The sequence below is a fragment of the Paraburkholderia caballeronis genome (assembly GCF_900104845.1).
In the GTDB taxonomy this organism is placed as follows: domain Bacteria; phylum Pseudomonadota; class Gammaproteobacteria; order Burkholderiales; family Burkholderiaceae; genus Paraburkholderia; species Paraburkholderia caballeronis.
In genome coordinates this window covers 184,421-198,873 of sequence record NZ_FNSR01000002.1, presented here as the reverse complement: position 1 = coordinate 198,873, position 14,453 = coordinate 184,421, and the positions used below count along the sequence as shown (strand labels likewise).

10 protein-coding genes are annotated in these 14,453 nt (G+C 69.1%); 7 read left to right on the top strand and 3 right to left on the bottom strand.

Going from position 1 to position 14,453, the window contains the following annotated elements; genetic code table 11:
• Positions 1-47 precede the first annotated feature (47 nt).
• The 6 genes from BLV92_RS17400 to BLV92_RS17375 are packed head-to-tail and all read left to right on the top strand — an operon-like array spanning position 48 to position 8,427.
• Positions 48-2,270, top strand: a complete 2,223-nt coding sequence (locus BLV92_RS17400; protein WP_090547396.1) for a polysaccharide biosynthesis tyrosine autokinase — start codon at positions 48-50, stop codon at positions 2,268-2,270.
• A gap of 47 nt (positions 2,271-2,317) precedes the next feature.
• Entirely contained in the window at positions 2,318-3,247 is a 930-nt protein-coding gene (locus tag BLV92_RS17395) for a glycosyltransferase family 2 protein (protein WP_090547394.1), read from the top strand.
• 49 nt (positions 3,248-3,296) lie between these two features.
• The gene (locus BLV92_RS17390; RefSeq protein ID WP_090547393.1) at positions 3,297-4,469 is read left to right on the top strand and encodes a glycosyltransferase; all 1,173 of its coding nucleotides are present in this window, start codon (positions 3,297-3,299) and stop codon (positions 4,467-4,469) included.
• A 2-nt stretch (positions 4,470-4,471) separates the two neighbouring features.
• Positions 4,472-5,971, top strand: coding sequence for a glucose-6-phosphate isomerase (locus BLV92_RS17385; RefSeq protein WP_244283839.1), 1,500 nt, complete (start codon positions 4,472-4,474; stop codon positions 5,969-5,971).
• 10 nt (positions 5,972-5,981) lie between these two features.
• Positions 5,982-7,226, top strand: a complete 1,245-nt coding sequence (locus tag BLV92_RS17380) for a glycosyltransferase family 4 protein (protein ID WP_090547391.1) — start codon at positions 5,982-5,984, stop codon at positions 7,224-7,226.
• 46 nt (positions 7,227-7,272) lie between these two features.
• A complete protein-coding gene (locus tag BLV92_RS17375) occupies positions 7,273-8,427 on the top strand; it encodes a glycosyltransferase family 4 protein (protein ID WP_090547390.1) in 1,155 nt (384 codons plus the stop codon).
• 239 nt (positions 8,428-8,666) lie between these two features.
• On the opposite strand, the gene BLV92_RS17370 is transcribed toward BLV92_RS17375, so the two are convergent.
• The 3 genes from BLV92_RS17370 to BLV92_RS17360 form a co-directional block, all read right to left on the bottom strand.
• Positions 8,667-9,626 (bottom strand): GDP-mannose 4,6-dehydratase, encoded by a 960-nt coding sequence (locus BLV92_RS17370; RefSeq protein WP_090547388.1) that lies wholly within the window; start codon positions 9,624-9,626, stop codon positions 8,667-8,669.
• A complete protein-coding gene (gene gmd / locus BLV92_RS17365) occupies positions 9,613-10,656 on the bottom strand; it encodes a GDP-mannose 4,6-dehydratase (RefSeq protein ID WP_090547386.1) in 1,044 nt (347 codons plus the stop codon). Before gmd ends, BLV92_RS17370 begins: the two co-directional genes overlap by 14 nt.
• 65 nt (positions 10,657-10,721) lie before the next feature.
• Positions 10,722-11,798 (bottom strand): acyltransferase family protein, encoded by a 1,077-nt coding sequence (locus BLV92_RS17360; protein WP_090547385.1) that lies wholly within the window; start codon positions 11,796-11,798, stop codon positions 10,722-10,724.
• A 477-nt stretch (positions 11,799-12,275) separates the two neighbouring features.
• On the opposite strand from BLV92_RS17360, the gene BLV92_RS17355 reads away from it, so the two are divergent.
• Positions 12,276-14,423 (top strand): NHL repeat-containing protein, encoded by a 2,148-nt coding sequence (locus tag BLV92_RS17355; RefSeq protein WP_244283930.1) that lies wholly within the window; start codon positions 12,276-12,278, stop codon positions 14,421-14,423.
• Positions 14,424-14,453: the final 30 nt, after the last annotated feature.

Here is a 14,453-nt window from a genome sequence, read left to right as displayed (position 1 = left end):
GGGTCAGGCATGAGCAACGCCACAAACATCGGGATCGAATCGTGAGTATGCAACCCACCAGTCATCCGGGCCACGCTGCCCGCACCGAGGAAGAGGACGTCGTCCTCGGCCAGTTGCTGCGCGTCATCGTCGACGACATCGGCTGGCTGATCGGCATCGCGGCGGCCGTCGTCGCGATCGCGGTCTTCTACTGCTACGTCGCGAAACCGGTCTACAGCGCCGACACCCAGGTGCGCGTCGAGCCGGCCGACTACACGTCGCAGGCGCTCACGCAGACGCAGACCGGCGCGTCGATCACGAGCGGCTCGTCCGGCTCGCTGCCGACCGACGCCGAGATCCAGATGATCAAGAGCCGCAGCGTCGTCGAACCGGTGGTCAAGCAGTTCCACCTGAACTTCTCGGTGACGCCGGTCACGGTGCCGGTGCTCGGCAACCTGGCGAACCGGCTCGCGACGCCCGGCACGCCGTCGCGGCCGTGGCTCGGCCTCGGTTCGTTCGCGTGGGGCGGCGAGGTCGTGAACGTCGACGCGGTCGACGTCGCGCCGGAACTCGAAGGCCGCAAGCTGACGCTGACCGCGCTCGACGACGGCCGCTACGTGGTGAGCGGCCCGGACGGCGCACGGCTGCTCGAAGGCCGGGTTGGCGAGGCCGCGCAGGGCGGCGGCGTGTCGCTGCTGGTCAGCAGGCTCGTGGCGCGGCCCGGCACGCGCTTCACCGTCGTGCGGATGAACGACCTCGACGCGATCACCGGCTTCCAGTCCGCGATCCAGGTGCAGGAGCAGGGCAAGCAGACCGGCGTGATCGGCATCTCGCTGGAGGACACCGATCCGGCGCGCGCGGCCGACATCGCGAATGCGCTCGCGCAGTCGTATCTGCGCGAGCACGTCGCGACCAAGCAGGCCGACGCGAGCAAGATGCTCGACTTCCTGCGCAGCGAGCAGCCGCGCCTGAAGCGCGACCTCGAAAACGCGGAAGCCGCGCTGACCGCGTACCAGAGCAAATCCGGCTCGATCAACGCGAGCGACGAAGCGAAGATCTACCTCGAAGGCAGCGTGCAGTACGAGCAGCAGATTTCCGCGATGCAGTTGCAGATCGCGTCGATGCTGCAACGCTTCGGCGACGAGCACCCGGTCATCGTCGCCGCGCGCCAGCAGCTCGCGCAGCTCGAAGGCGAACGCCAGAAGTTCGACACGCGTTTTCGCGACCTGCCGGCGACCGAGGTGAAGGCGGTGCAATTGCAGCGCGACGCGAAGGTGGCCGAGGACATCTACGTGCTGCTGCTGAACCGCATCCAGGAACTGTCGGTGCAGCGCGTCGGCACCGGCGGCAACGTGCACATCGTCGATTCGGCGATGCGGCCGGGCCAGCCGTCGAAGCCCAAGCGCGTGCTGATCGTGTCCGCCGCCGCGCTGCTCGGCCTGATTCTCGGCACCGGCTTCGTGCTGCTGCGCCGGAACATGTTCAAGGGCATCGTCGACGCGGAGCAGATCGAGCGTTCGTTCCATCTGCCGGTGTACGGGCTCGTGCCGCTGTCGTCCGAACAGGCGGCGCTCGAAAAACGCGGCCCCGCGCCGGGCGGCTCGCGGCTGCGCGAAGTGCTCGCGAATTCGCGGCCGCGCGACCTGACCGTCGAGAGCCTGCGCAGCCTGCGCACGTCGCTGCAGTTCAGCATGATGGACGCGAAGAACCGCGTGATCGTGCTGACCGGCTCGGTGCCGGGCGTCGGCAAGAGCTTTTTGACCGCGAACCTCGCGGTGCTGCTCGCGCATTCGGGCAAGCGCGTGCTGATGATCGACGGCGACATGCGGCGCGGCGCGCTCGAACGTTATCTGGGCGGCCCGCAGGAGGGCGGTTTCTCCGAACTGCTGTCCGGCCAGATCGCGCTCGACGAGGCGATCCGCTCGACCGAGATCGACAACCTGCATTTCGTGTCGTGCGGCCGCCGCCCGCCGAATCCGTCCGAACTGCTGATGTCGCCGCGTCTCGGCCAGTACCTCGACGGGCTGTCGAAGCGTTACGACGTGCTGCTGATCGACACGCCGCCGGTGCTCGCGGTGACCGACGCGGCGATCATCGGCGGCCACGCGGGCTCGACGTTCCTCGTGCTGCGCTCGGGCATGCATTCCGAAGGCGAGATCGCCGACACGCTGAAGCGGCTGCGCTCGGCCGGCGTCAACGTGCAGGGCGGCATCTTCAACGCGGTGCCGCAGCGCGCGCGCAACAGCTACGGCTATGGCTACACGGCGGTGCAGGAATACCTGAGCACCTGATGGCTCGGCCCGCCCCCTCCCGATCCGCACAACCCGAGAAAGACGCGATGAAAGTGACCGTACTCGTGCCGACCTGGCGCCGCCCCGAAGATCTCGCGCGCTGCCTGTCCGCGCTGTTGCGCCAGCAGCGCGCGCCGGACCAGATCGTCGTGGTCGCGCGCGCCGAAGACGAAGCGACCCACGCATGTCTCGCGGAGCACGTGACGCCGCGCGTGCTGCCGGTCGACGTCGCGCTGGTCGATCAGCCGGGCCAGGTGGCCGCGCTGAACCGCGGCCTCGACGCCGCGACCGGCGACGTGATCGCGATCACCGACGACGACGCCGCGCCGCGCGTGGACTGGCTCGCGCGGATCGCGGCCGCGTTCGAGGCGGACCCGAAGCTCGGCGCGCTGGGCGGCCGCGACTGGGTGCACGAGAACGGCCGCGTGCTCGACGGCGAGCAGCCGCTGGTCGGCAAGGTGCGCCTCTCGGGACGCATCGTCGGCAACCATCACCTCGGCGTCGGCGGCGCGCGCGAAGTCGATCTGCTGAAGGGCGCGAACATGAGCTACCGGCGCGACGCGATTCGCGGGCAGCGCTTCGACAGCCGGCTGCGCGGCGCGGGCGCGCAGGTCCACAACGACATGGCGTTCAGCATGAGCGTGAAGCGCGCGGGCTGGAAGCTCGTGTACGACCCGCTCGTCGCGGTCGATCATTTTCCGGCGCCGCGTTTCGGCGAGGACCCGCGCAACGCGCAGACGCTCGCGTCGAAGCGCAACGCCGCCTACAACCTGCATCTGATCCTGCGCGCGCATCTGCCGCCGCTGCACCGCGAGACCGCGTGGTGGTGGTATGCGCTCGTCGGCACGCGCGTGTATCCGGGCCTGCTGCATACGGGTCTCGGCGTGCTGCGCGGCCGCAGCGCGCCGCTCGCCGCGTTCGCGCAATGGCGCGCGGTGCGCGGCGGCGCGCGCGAAGCCCGCCGCGCGATGCGGTGAGCGTCCGCGATCTGCCGCCGCCCGCCATCGAACCCACGGAGGAGCACGCATGACCGCCACGCAAGTCCACGTCCATCTGTTCTACGGCGCCGACCCGCGCCACTACCGGAAAGGCGAGGACATCGGCTGCCTGTACGGCTATCACCACGCGGAGTCCGACGAGTTCGCGCTGAACTATTCGCGCGACGCGGCGGAGAGCCGCCCGGTGCGCTTCGTGCGCCGCGCGCTGAAGGCGGCGCTCGGTTTCGACTTCGTCCATACGTGGCGCAACCGCCGCGCGATCCTCGCGGCGGACGCGGTGTGGACGCATACCGAGCAGGAGCATCTGGCGGTGTCGCTGCTGTTGCTGATGAACGCGCGCCGGCGCGGCAGGCGTCCGCTGCTGCTCGCGCAGAGCGTGTGGCTGCTCGACCGCTGGCCCGGTTACGGGCCGCTGCGGCGCGCGCTGTATCGCCGGCTGCTGGCGCGCGCGGACCTGCTGACGACGCTCGCGAGCGAGAACGCCGCGCTGTGCGGCCGTTATTTCGGCCGCGCCGCGCGCCACGTGTTCTATGGGCTGAACACGAACGACTTCCCGCTGCGGCCGCCGTCGCAGTGGCAGCCGCATACGCCGCTGCGCGTCGCCGCGATCGGCAACGACCGCGACCGCGACTGGACGACGCTCGCGACGGCGCTCGGCCACGATGCGCGCTACGCGGTGCGGATCGCGACGCGGCGGCGCATTCCCGCGTCGGTGCGCGCGCCGAACGTCGAGATCGTGCGCGTGTCGGGCATCGACGAGCAGCACGCGCTCTACGAATGGGCCGACCTGATCGTCGTGCCGCTGCGGCCGAACACGCACGCGTCCGGGATCACGGTGATGCTCGAAGCGGCCGCGCTCGGCAAGCCGATGGTCGCGACGCGCGTCGGCGCGCTCGACGACTACTTCGACGACGACGCGGTGTCGTACGTCGAGCCGTTCGATCCGGCGCAGTTGCGCGCCGCGGTGAACGCGCTGCTGGACGCGCCGTCGCGCGCGTTGCGGCAGGCGCAGGCCGCGTGCGGGCAGTTGCGCGAGCGCGACCTCACCACCCAGCACTTCGCGCGGCAGCACGCGCAGTTGACGCGCGAGATGCTGAACCAGCGCGATGCCGGGGCCGGCGTGGGCGCGGATCTGGACGCCGCGCCGCTTTCCCCCGACGCGGTGCGCAACGCTTCCGGCCAGTGGCCGGGCAGGATGTGACGATGCGGATGCCACCGACAGGCGCGTTCGCGGTCGCCGCGTCGCCGGAACCGCCCGGCGCGCGCCGCCGCGCGCGCGGCCTGCGCGGCGCGCTCGGCCGCGATACGCTGCCGCCGCTGCTGCTGTGGGTCGTCACCGCGCTGCTGGTGCTCGCGCACCAGGGCACGGTGCTGACGCTTGCGTTCCCGGTGCTGTCGGTCGCGACGGGCCTGTGGCTGTACTTCGTGAACCCGGCGCGCTACGTCGGCTTCATGTGGTGGATGTGGTTCCTGAGCCCCGAGGTGCGGCGGCTCGCGGACTACGGCAAGGGCGCGTTCACGCCGACCAGCCTGATCCAGATCGCGCCGCTCGCGGTCACGATGATCAGCGCGCTGTCGCTCGTCCGCTATTACCCGATCCTCGCGCAGCGGCGCGGGCTGCCGGTGCTGCTCGCGCTGCTCGGGCTGCTGTACGCGTTCGTCGTCGGCGTCGTGTCGAGCGGGCCGCTCGCGGCCACCTACGACCTCGCGAACTGGGCGTATCCGCTGCTGATCGGCTTTCACATCATGGCGAACGCGCGCCAGTACCCGGAGTACCGCAGGACGATCGTGAATTCGTTCATCTACGGGATGCTCGTGATGGGCGCCTACGGGCTCGTGCAGTTCTTCGTGATGCCGCAGTGGGACGCGATGTGGATGATCGGCTCCGACATGAACTCGCAGGGCGACCCGGTGCCGCTCGGCGTGCGCGTGTTCAGCACGATGAATTCATCGGGACCGTTCGCGTTCGCGATGATGGGCGCGATGGTGTTCGTGATGGCCGCGCAGCATCGCGTGCGCTGGGTCGCGGCCGCGTTCGGCTTCTTCGCGTTCGCGCTGTCGCTGGTGCGCTCGACGTGGGGCGGCTGGGCGATCGCGATGCTGATCCAGCTGGTGAAGTCGAGCAACCGGGTGCGCATCCGCATCGTCGTCAGCGCGCTGGTGCTCGCGGCGGTGTGCGTGCCGCTGCTCGCGATCGGCCCGGTCGCCGACCGGATGCAGGCGCGTCTTTCCACGCTCGTGAACCTGAGCGACGACCAGAGTTACGAGGCGCGCAACCAGTTCTACGCGGACTTCGCGAAAACCGCGTTCACCGACGTGACCGGCGAAGGGCTCGGCGCGACCGGCGCGTCGACGAAGCTGTCCAGCAACAACGGCGAACTCGGCAAGTACGGCAGCTTCGACAGCGGCGTGATGAACATTCCGTTCGTGCTCGGCTGGCCCGGCACGCTGCTGTATCTGTCCGGCGTGCTGTGGCTGCTCGCGCGCGCGGTGCGGGTGTCGTTCCGGCTGAAGCACGACCGCTACGTGTCCGCGTGCATGAGCCTCGCGGTCGCGATCTTCGCGATGCTGGTGTTCACGAACTCGCTCGTCGGCACCGGCGGCCTGCTGCTGTTTTCGAGCGTGTTTTCCATCCTCGGCGCGGGCCACTGGCACAAGCTGACGCAACGCGGCGCCGCCCGCACCACGGAGGTTTCCGATTGAGAGTCGCACCATGAAAGTCGCCATCGTCACGCACGTCGTGCGCCACAACGACGGCCAGGGCCGCGTGAATCACGAGATCGCGCGCGCCGCGCTGAACGAGGGGTTCGAGGTCACGCTGATCGCGTCGCACGTCGCGCCCGACCTGGCCGCGCATCCGGCGGTGAACTGGGTGCGCGTGCAGCCGTCGCGCTGGTGGCCGACCAACCTGCTGCGGCAGCAGGTGTTCGCCGCGAAGAGCGCGCTGTGGCTGCGCCGCCATCGCCGCGAGTTCGACGTGCTGCACGTGAACGGCTTCATCACGTGGGCGCGCGCCGACGTGAACACCGCGCACTTCGTGCACGGCGGCTGGGCGCGCAGCAAGTACTACCCGTTCGGGCTCACGCGCGGCCTGTGGTCCGCGTACCAGTTCGTCTATACCCGCGCGAACGCGGTGCTGGAACGCTGGGCCTACCGGCGCACCCGCGTGATCGCGGCGGTGTCGAGGAAGGTCGCGGACGAGATCCGCGCGTCGGGCGGGCATCCGGTCGAACGGCTCGACGTGATCTACAACGGCGTCGATACGCAGGGTTTCGCGGCCGCGCACGGCGACCGCGCGAAGTTCGACCTGCCGCCCGGCGCGTTCCTGCTGCTGTTCGTCGGCGACCTGCGCACGCCGCGCAAGAACCTCGGCACCGTGCTCGACGCGATGAAGCAACTGCCGGAGCACGTGCATCTGGCGGTCGCCGGTTATCTGCCGGGCAGCCCGTATCCGGACCGGGCGCGCGCGCTCGGCATCGCGTCGCGCGTGCATTTTCTCGGCCTCGTGCGCGAGATGCCGGTGCTGATGCGCTCGGTCGATGCGTATGTGTTTCCGTCGCGCTACGAGGCGATGAGCCTGTCGCTGCTCGAAGCGATGGCGTCCGGCCTGCCGGTCGTCACCGCGCGCACGGCGGGCGGCGCGGAGATCATCACGCCCGAATGCGGGATCGTGCTCGACGACCCGGACGACGCGCCGGCGCTCGCGGGCGCGATCGCGCAACTGGCCGGCGACGATGCCGCGCGCCGCGCGATGGGCGACGCGGCCGCCGCGCTCGCGGGCGGCTTCGGCTGGGCGCGGATGGCCGCGCAGTACATCGCGCTGTACCGGCAACTGGCCGGCGGCACGCCGGCCGCCGCGCGCGATGAGCGGCACGAGCGCCATGAAGAGGCCGCCGACTGCGACGAACCCGCGCCGCTCGCGCCCGGCCCGGCGTTCGGCCACGCGAAAACGCCATGACGTCATTCCACGAATCGATAAAAGACCACCCGAGGAACCCCACGCGATGAACACTCAATCCATCCAATCGTTGCAGATCGGCATGCACTGGTTTCCCGAGCGCGCAGGCGGTCTCGACCGCATGTATTACTCGCTGGTCGGCGCGCTGCCCGGCGCGGGCGTCGAGGTGCGCGGCGTCGTCGCCGGTTCGCCGCAGGTCGCGCAGGACAGCGGCGGCGCGATCCGCGGCTTCGGCGCGGCGTCGCGCCCGCTGCCGCTGCGCCTGATGGACGCGCGCCGCGCGTTGCGCCGCGAGATTCGCGAGCAGCGGCCCGACGTGATCTCGTCGCACTTCGCGCTGTACACGTTCCCCGGCCTCGACGTGACGCGCGGCATCCCGCAGGTGTCGCATTTCCAGGGGCCGTGGGCCGACGAGAGTTTCGTCGAGGGCGCGGCGAGCCTGAGCCAGCGGATCAAGCATCACCTCGAACAGTCGGTGTACGAGCGTTCGTCGCGGCTGATCGTGCTGTCGAAGGCGTTCGGCGAGATCCTGACGCGGCGCTACGGCATCGCGCCGGACCGGGTGCGCGTGGTGCCGGGCTGCGTGGACACCGCGCAGTTCGATCCGCCGTGCTCGCCGGCCGAGGCGCGGATGAAGCTGCAACTGCCGCAGGACCGGCCGATCATCCTCGCGGTGCGGCGGCTGGTGCGCCGGATGGGCCTCGAAGACCTGATCGACGCGGTGAAGCGGCTGAAGCCGCGGCATCCGGACGTGCTGCTGCTGATCGCGGGCAAGGGGCGTCTGGAGGCGGAGTTGCAGCAGAGGATCGACGACGCGGGCCTCGCGGACAACGTGAAGCTGCTCGGCTTCGTGCCGGACGCGCATCTGCCGTCGCTGTACCGCGCGGCGAACCTGTCGGTCGTGCCGACCGTCGCGCTCGAAGGCTTCGGGCTCATCACCGTCGAATCGCTGTCGGCCGGCACGCCGGTGCTCGTGACGCCGGTCGGCGGGCTGCCGGAAGCGGTCGCGGGGCTGTCGAAGGATCTGGTGCTGGCGTCGACCGGCGCGGACGCGATCGCGGACGGCATCGGGGCCGCGCTCACGGGCCGCATGAAGCTGCCGGATGCGGATGCGTGCCGCGACTATGCGCGCCGTCATTTCGATAACGCGGTGGTCGCGAAGCGGGTTGCCGGGGTTTATGCGGAGGCGATCGCGGCTTGACGCGTCGGAGAAGGGAGCGGGGCGCGGCGGTCGAACGGCGCGCCCCGTTCGTTTTACGCGAAGCGCGTGAGCGGACGGTTGTCTTGTGCGCGCGTCGTCATGAAGCGGCAGTCGGCTTCACGATAGCGCCGAGGCGCGTTCGCGCGTGGCGGCGACAATGACGAAAAAGGCGACAAAGGCGACAAAGGCTATAAACGAAAGCGGGCGGCGCGCGGCCGCCCACCGGCAAGGGGATGAATTCACGCCGTCATCCGCAGCGATTCATAACGCTCGCGCGCATCCTCGTACATCCACCGCAGCGTCTCTTCGAGCGGCACCGGTTGCAGTTCGCCGATCGCGTCGCGCAGTTTCGCGTTCGAGCCGGTCAGCGTGCGGACCTCGTTCGGCCGCACGAAACGCGGATCGATGCGCACGTCGATCCGGTAGCCGGCGACGCGCGCCAGCGTGTCGAGCACGTCGCCGAGCGTGCGCCCGACGCCCGAGCACACGTTGAAGATCTCGCCGCGCGGCGCGGCGTGCAGCAGCCGTGCATAGGCATCGACGACGAAACGCACGTCCGAGAAATCGCGGCTCACGTCGGTGTTGCCGAGCGAGATCGTCTTCGCGCGGCGCGCGTAGTGCTCGACGATCTTCGGCAGCAGGAAGTCCGCGCTCTGGCCGACGCCGGTGTAGTTGAACGGCCGCGCGAAGATCAGCGGCAGCCGCGCGCTGAACGTGCGCGACGCGAACTCCATCGCGAGCTTGCTCGCCGCGTAGTCGTTCGCCGGCTCCGGCGGCACGGTTTCGTCGATCACGCCTTCGGTCGCGTTGCCGTACACGTTCGCGCTGCTCGCGAGCAGCACCGCGCGCGGCGGCCTGTCGAGCCGCGCGAGCGCCGCGAGCAGGTTGCGCGTGCCGACCACGTTCACGAGCCACGTGTTCGCGATGTCGCCGTGCGCGACGTTCGCGATGCCGGCCAGATGCACGACCACGTCGGGCCGGATCGCGTCGATCGCCGCCGCGACGTCGCGCGGGTCGCGCAGGTCTACCGCGTGAACGTCGTGCGCGGCGGCGTCGATTGCGTCGAGGTCCGCGGCGCCCTGCACGGTGCCGTGAATCCGGTAGCCGTCGGCGCGCAGGCGCTCGGCCATGTAGCGGCCGGTGAAGCCGCCGAGCCCGGTGATCAGCGCGCGTGCGCCCAGGTTGTCAGAAGGTGTCATGGTGTTCGTTGCGCGTGAGGTCCGCGTTGACCATCATCTGGCACAACTGCTCCAGCGAGGTCTGCGGGTGCCAGCCGAGCGCGTCGCGGGCCTTCTTCGCGTCGCCGATCAGCAGGTCCACTTCGGCCGGGCGGTAGAAGCGCGGGTTCACGCGCACCAGCGTGCGGCCGGTCGAGATGTCGACGCCGGTTTCGCGTTCGCCGCGTCCGGACCATTCGAGCTGATAGCCGGCCGCCGCGAACGCCATCGTCACGAAGTCGCGCACGGTCTCGGTGCGGCCGGTCGCGAGCACGTAGGTGTCGGGCTGCCTCGCCTGCAGCATGCGCCACATGCCTTCGACGTATTCGAGCGCGAAACCCCAGTCGCGTTTCGCGTCGAGGTTGCCGAGTTCGAGCATCGGCAGCTTGCCGAGCTTGATCTTCGCGACCGAGTCGGTGATCTTGCGCGTGACGAATTCGCGGCCGCGCAGTGGCGATTCGTGGTTGAACAGGATGCCGCTCGTCGCGAACATTCCGTACGACTCGCGGTAGTTGATCGTGGACCAGTGCGCGAACAGTTTCGCGATGCCGTACGGGCTGCGCGGATAAAACGGCGTGTCCTCGCACTGCGGCACCGCGCGGACCTTGCCGAACATCTCGGACGTGGAGGCCTGATAGAAGCGGGTCTGCGGATTCACGACGCGGATCGCTTCGAGCAGGTTAAGCGCGCCGATGCCGGTGACTTCGGCGGTCGTCACCGGCTGGTCGAACGACACGCCGACGAAGCTCTGCGCGGCGAGGTTGTACACCTCGTTCGCGTGCGAGCGTTCGAGCAGGCGCAGCGTCGAGCCCGCGTCGGTCAGGTCGTGCTCGACGAGTTCCAGCGCCGGGTGCTGGAGGATGCCGAGTTCGTTCATCCGCCAGAAGTTGACGGAACTGGTGCGGCGGTACGTGCCGACGACGTGATAGCCCTTGTCCAGCAGGAGCCTCGTCAGATACGCGCCGTCCTGGCCCGATACGCCGGTGATGATCGCTTTGCGTCGGTCGTTCATGAAGTCCGCCTTTTCTGGAGTCTGGAAGTGTTGAGGGAGGGATGAAAGGTCGTCGCGGGCCGTCGTCAGGAGCGGATGCCCGACGTGCCGGCCACCGCCGGCTGCGGCAGCGCATGTCGCGCGCGCGGGCCGCGCGTCAGCCGCTTTTCGAACAGGAACCAGCTCGCGCTCGCATACGCGAGAGTCAGCGCGAGCGCGAGCGCGGCGCTCGGATAGCGGCCGTAATGCAGCGGCCACACTGCGTACAGGATCGTCAGGTGGATCAGGTAGATCGTGTAGCTGATCGTGCCGACGTACACGAGCACCGGGTTGGCGAGCACGCGCCGCACGATGCCCTTCGACTGCAGCGCGATCACGACGGCCGACGTGCACAGCACGAGCGACACGCTGTACAGCGCCGCGTTCGACAGCGGCGTGTTCGCCGCGCGAAAGCGCGGGAAATGCAGATGCAGCCACGCGAGCACCGCGAGCGCCGCGAAGAAGAAGATCACGGCCGGAATGCGGAACGGCTCCAGCGCGTCGCGGTCGCGCCGCACCGCGACGGCGAGCAGCGCGCCGGCCGCGAGCAGGTCCATCCGGAACGGCGTCAGGTAATAGATGGGCCAGAACGAATCGAACCACGGCGTCGCGATCGCGCGCAGCACCGGCACGCCGACGATCAGCGCGGCCGCGACCGCCGCGATCGCGCGCATCGGCACCAGCAGGATCACGAACGGCCAGAAGATGTAGAACTGCTCCTCGACCGCGAGCGACCACAGGATGTTCAGGCTGTCGTGGCCGCTTTCGTTCAGCGCGTCGCCGATGTTCGTCGCGAAGAACGCGTAATACGGCCAGTGTTTCGCCCAGCCGAGGCCGAACAGCAGCGACGACACGATCATCAGCAGCACGTAGGGCGGCAGGATGCGGCGCGCGCGGCGCGCGTAGAAGTAGCTGAAGTACGACTGTCCGCGCGACTTGCGTTCGAGCAGGATGCCGGTGATCAGAAAACCGCTCAGCACGAAGAACAGGTCCACGCCCATCCACAGCGGCGCGCGCAGCGCGTGCTGCGCGAACACCGCGAGCACGGCGATCGCGCGCAGACCGTCGAGCTGGACGATCCGGTGAGACGGCGAGGAGGGCGTGGCGAGAGGCGTCGCTGTCATCGTATACGGGTGCGGTTCGCGCGCGGTCTCCTGTGCAGGGCGGCCCGCGCGTGGGTGGATGGAGGCGAAGTCGAATTCATTCTAGAAAGAATTAATTGGTCAAAAAGCCGAAATATATTGAATTGCCTGAATTGGGAATCCGGTAATCCGTTCGAATTCACGCGGCATAACCTTTGCGCGGATGCGAAAAAGATACCGGTGCCGGTCCGGAAGAAGGCGCACGAATGCGGTGCGCGGCCGTGCTGCATGGCTTTCATGCGTATTTCACAACGACTTTATAAGCGGTTAAAAGCGTGAAAAACAGCTAAATAAAAACTGAATTTTTTTGAATTATTTTCGCTTATTGGCGCGGATTTTATTCCCCGGATATACGGCATGATCCAGCGGATCGCCGTTACTGTTGCGGAGGAATTCCCCTTGTCGTCGCCACGTTTCGATCGCCGTCCGGGCCGCCTGCTCGCGCTTGCCGCGCTGACCGTGTTCGTCTGCACGTCGTCCGTGCAGACGGTCGCCGCGCCGCAATTGCCGGTCACGACTTCGTGGATCGGCAATACGTACGGCTACGGGCAAGGCGCGTGGACGCAGATCGACATCGCCGCGATCGCCGTCACGCGCGACGGCAAGGTGTTCACCAATGCGCCGTGGGACGAAAGCGGCGGCGAGATCAGCGCGTACCAGGACGGCAAGATGCTCGGCTTCGCCGGCGGCACGCATGGCTGGGGCGGCAGCGGCGGCAGCGCGGTCGCGGTGAACAGCCGTTATCTGTATGCGGCGGTCGGCGTCGGCAACGAGAAGGGCCGCCTGATCGGCGGCGGCATCTGGCCGCCGAAGGGGCAGCAGTGGTACGGCGTCACGCGCCGGCCGCTCGACGACACGAAGCGCGCGGCCGCGTTCCAGCCGCCCGCCGATCCGCTGAATCCGCATGCGCAGTTATCCGGCGCGTTCCTGAAGATCAACGACGTGCCGGCCGGCACGAAGGCCGGCATCGGCGGTCTCGCGGCGAGCGATACGATGCTATACGTCGCGAACACGCCGATGAACCGCATCGAGGTCTACGACGCCTCGACGATGCAGCGCAAGGGCCAATGGGACGCGCACGAGCCGGGCCGCCTCGCGCTCGCGGCCGACGGCTCGGTGTGGGCGTTGACCGATACGCTGGGCGGCCCCCCGAAGATCGCGCACTACGCGAGCGACGGCCGCGCGGCGGGCGATGCGCTGTCGTTGCCGGCCGATACGGTCGCGGTCGACATCGCGATCGATCCGCAGCAGCGCATCCTTGTGGCGGACAACGGTCCCCGGCAGCAGATCCTGATCTATACGCGCGGCGCGAACGGCTACGCGCAGACCGCGACGCTAGGCGAACGCGGCGGCATTTTCTCCGGCGTGCCGGGACGGCCCGGGCCGGGCCGCTTCAACGGCCTGACCGGCGTCGCGGCCGATGCGAAGGGCAACGTGTACGTGTCGACGAACGGCATCGGCCCGCGCCACGACACGATCGGCGCGGGCCTTGGCGCGACGCTCGAAAGCTACGCGCCGGACGGCCGGCGGCGGTGGCAGGTACAGGGGCTGTTGTTCGTCGACGGCGCGTGGCTGGACCCGGCGCGGCCGAACAGCGTCTACACCGGCAACAAGCGTTTCGAGATCGACCTGTCGAAGCCGCCGGGCCAGGACTGGACTTACGTCGGATTCCTGTCGAACCGCTTCCGCTACCCGGACGACCCGGTTTTTCACACCGACCAGTGGCCGGGCCTGCCGACCGCGCGCGCGCTGAACGGCCACACGTTCCTGTACCTGACCGACATGTACGCGGACCACCTGAAGATCTACCGCTTCGATCCGAAGCGCGACGGCGAGACCGCGATTCCGTCCGGCTTCATCGCGGGCCGCGGGCGGCCGGTCGAGCACGTGCCGAACGCGCCGCCGGGCGGCGACTGGATCTGGCGCGATGCGAACGGCAACGGCGCGTTCGACGCGGACGAATTCACGCGCAACCCCGACCGCGAAAAACTCGCGGGCGGCTGGGGCTGGTGGATCGACACGCGCGGCGACATCTGGCGCGCGCGCGACGAGAAGGACATCGTGCGCTTCGGCTTCGGCGGCCTCGATGCGAAGGGCAACCCCATCTATGCGTATGCGGACCTGAAGAAGTACCCGGTGCCCGCGCCGTTCAACGAAGTGCATCGCGTGCTGTACGAGCCGCAGACCGACACGCTGTACGCGACCGGCTACACCGCCGATGCGCCGCACGACCCCGGCTTCTGGAAAGAGGCGGGGCGCGTGCTGGTCCGCTACGACGGCTGGTCGGGCGGCAAGCCGAAGCCGCGCTACGAACTGCGCCTGCCGTGGGACCCGCGCGCGAAGCCGCCGGTCACGCCGGCCGGGCTCACCGTCGAAGGGCAATACCTGTTCGTCGTCGAACCGGCCGGCAACGTGCACGTGTACGACAAGGACAGCGCGAAGGAGATCGGCGCGTTCGGCCCCGGCGCGGAAGTCGGCCATGCGTCGGGCTGGGTGGACGTGCCGTTCGGGATCAGCGCGCACCGGATGGCGAACGGCGAATACCTGGTGTTCGTCGAGGAGGACGCGCGCGGCAAGGTGCTGATGTATCGCTGGAAGCCTGCGTAAGCGGGCGGTGGGCAACGGGCGGCGAGCGGG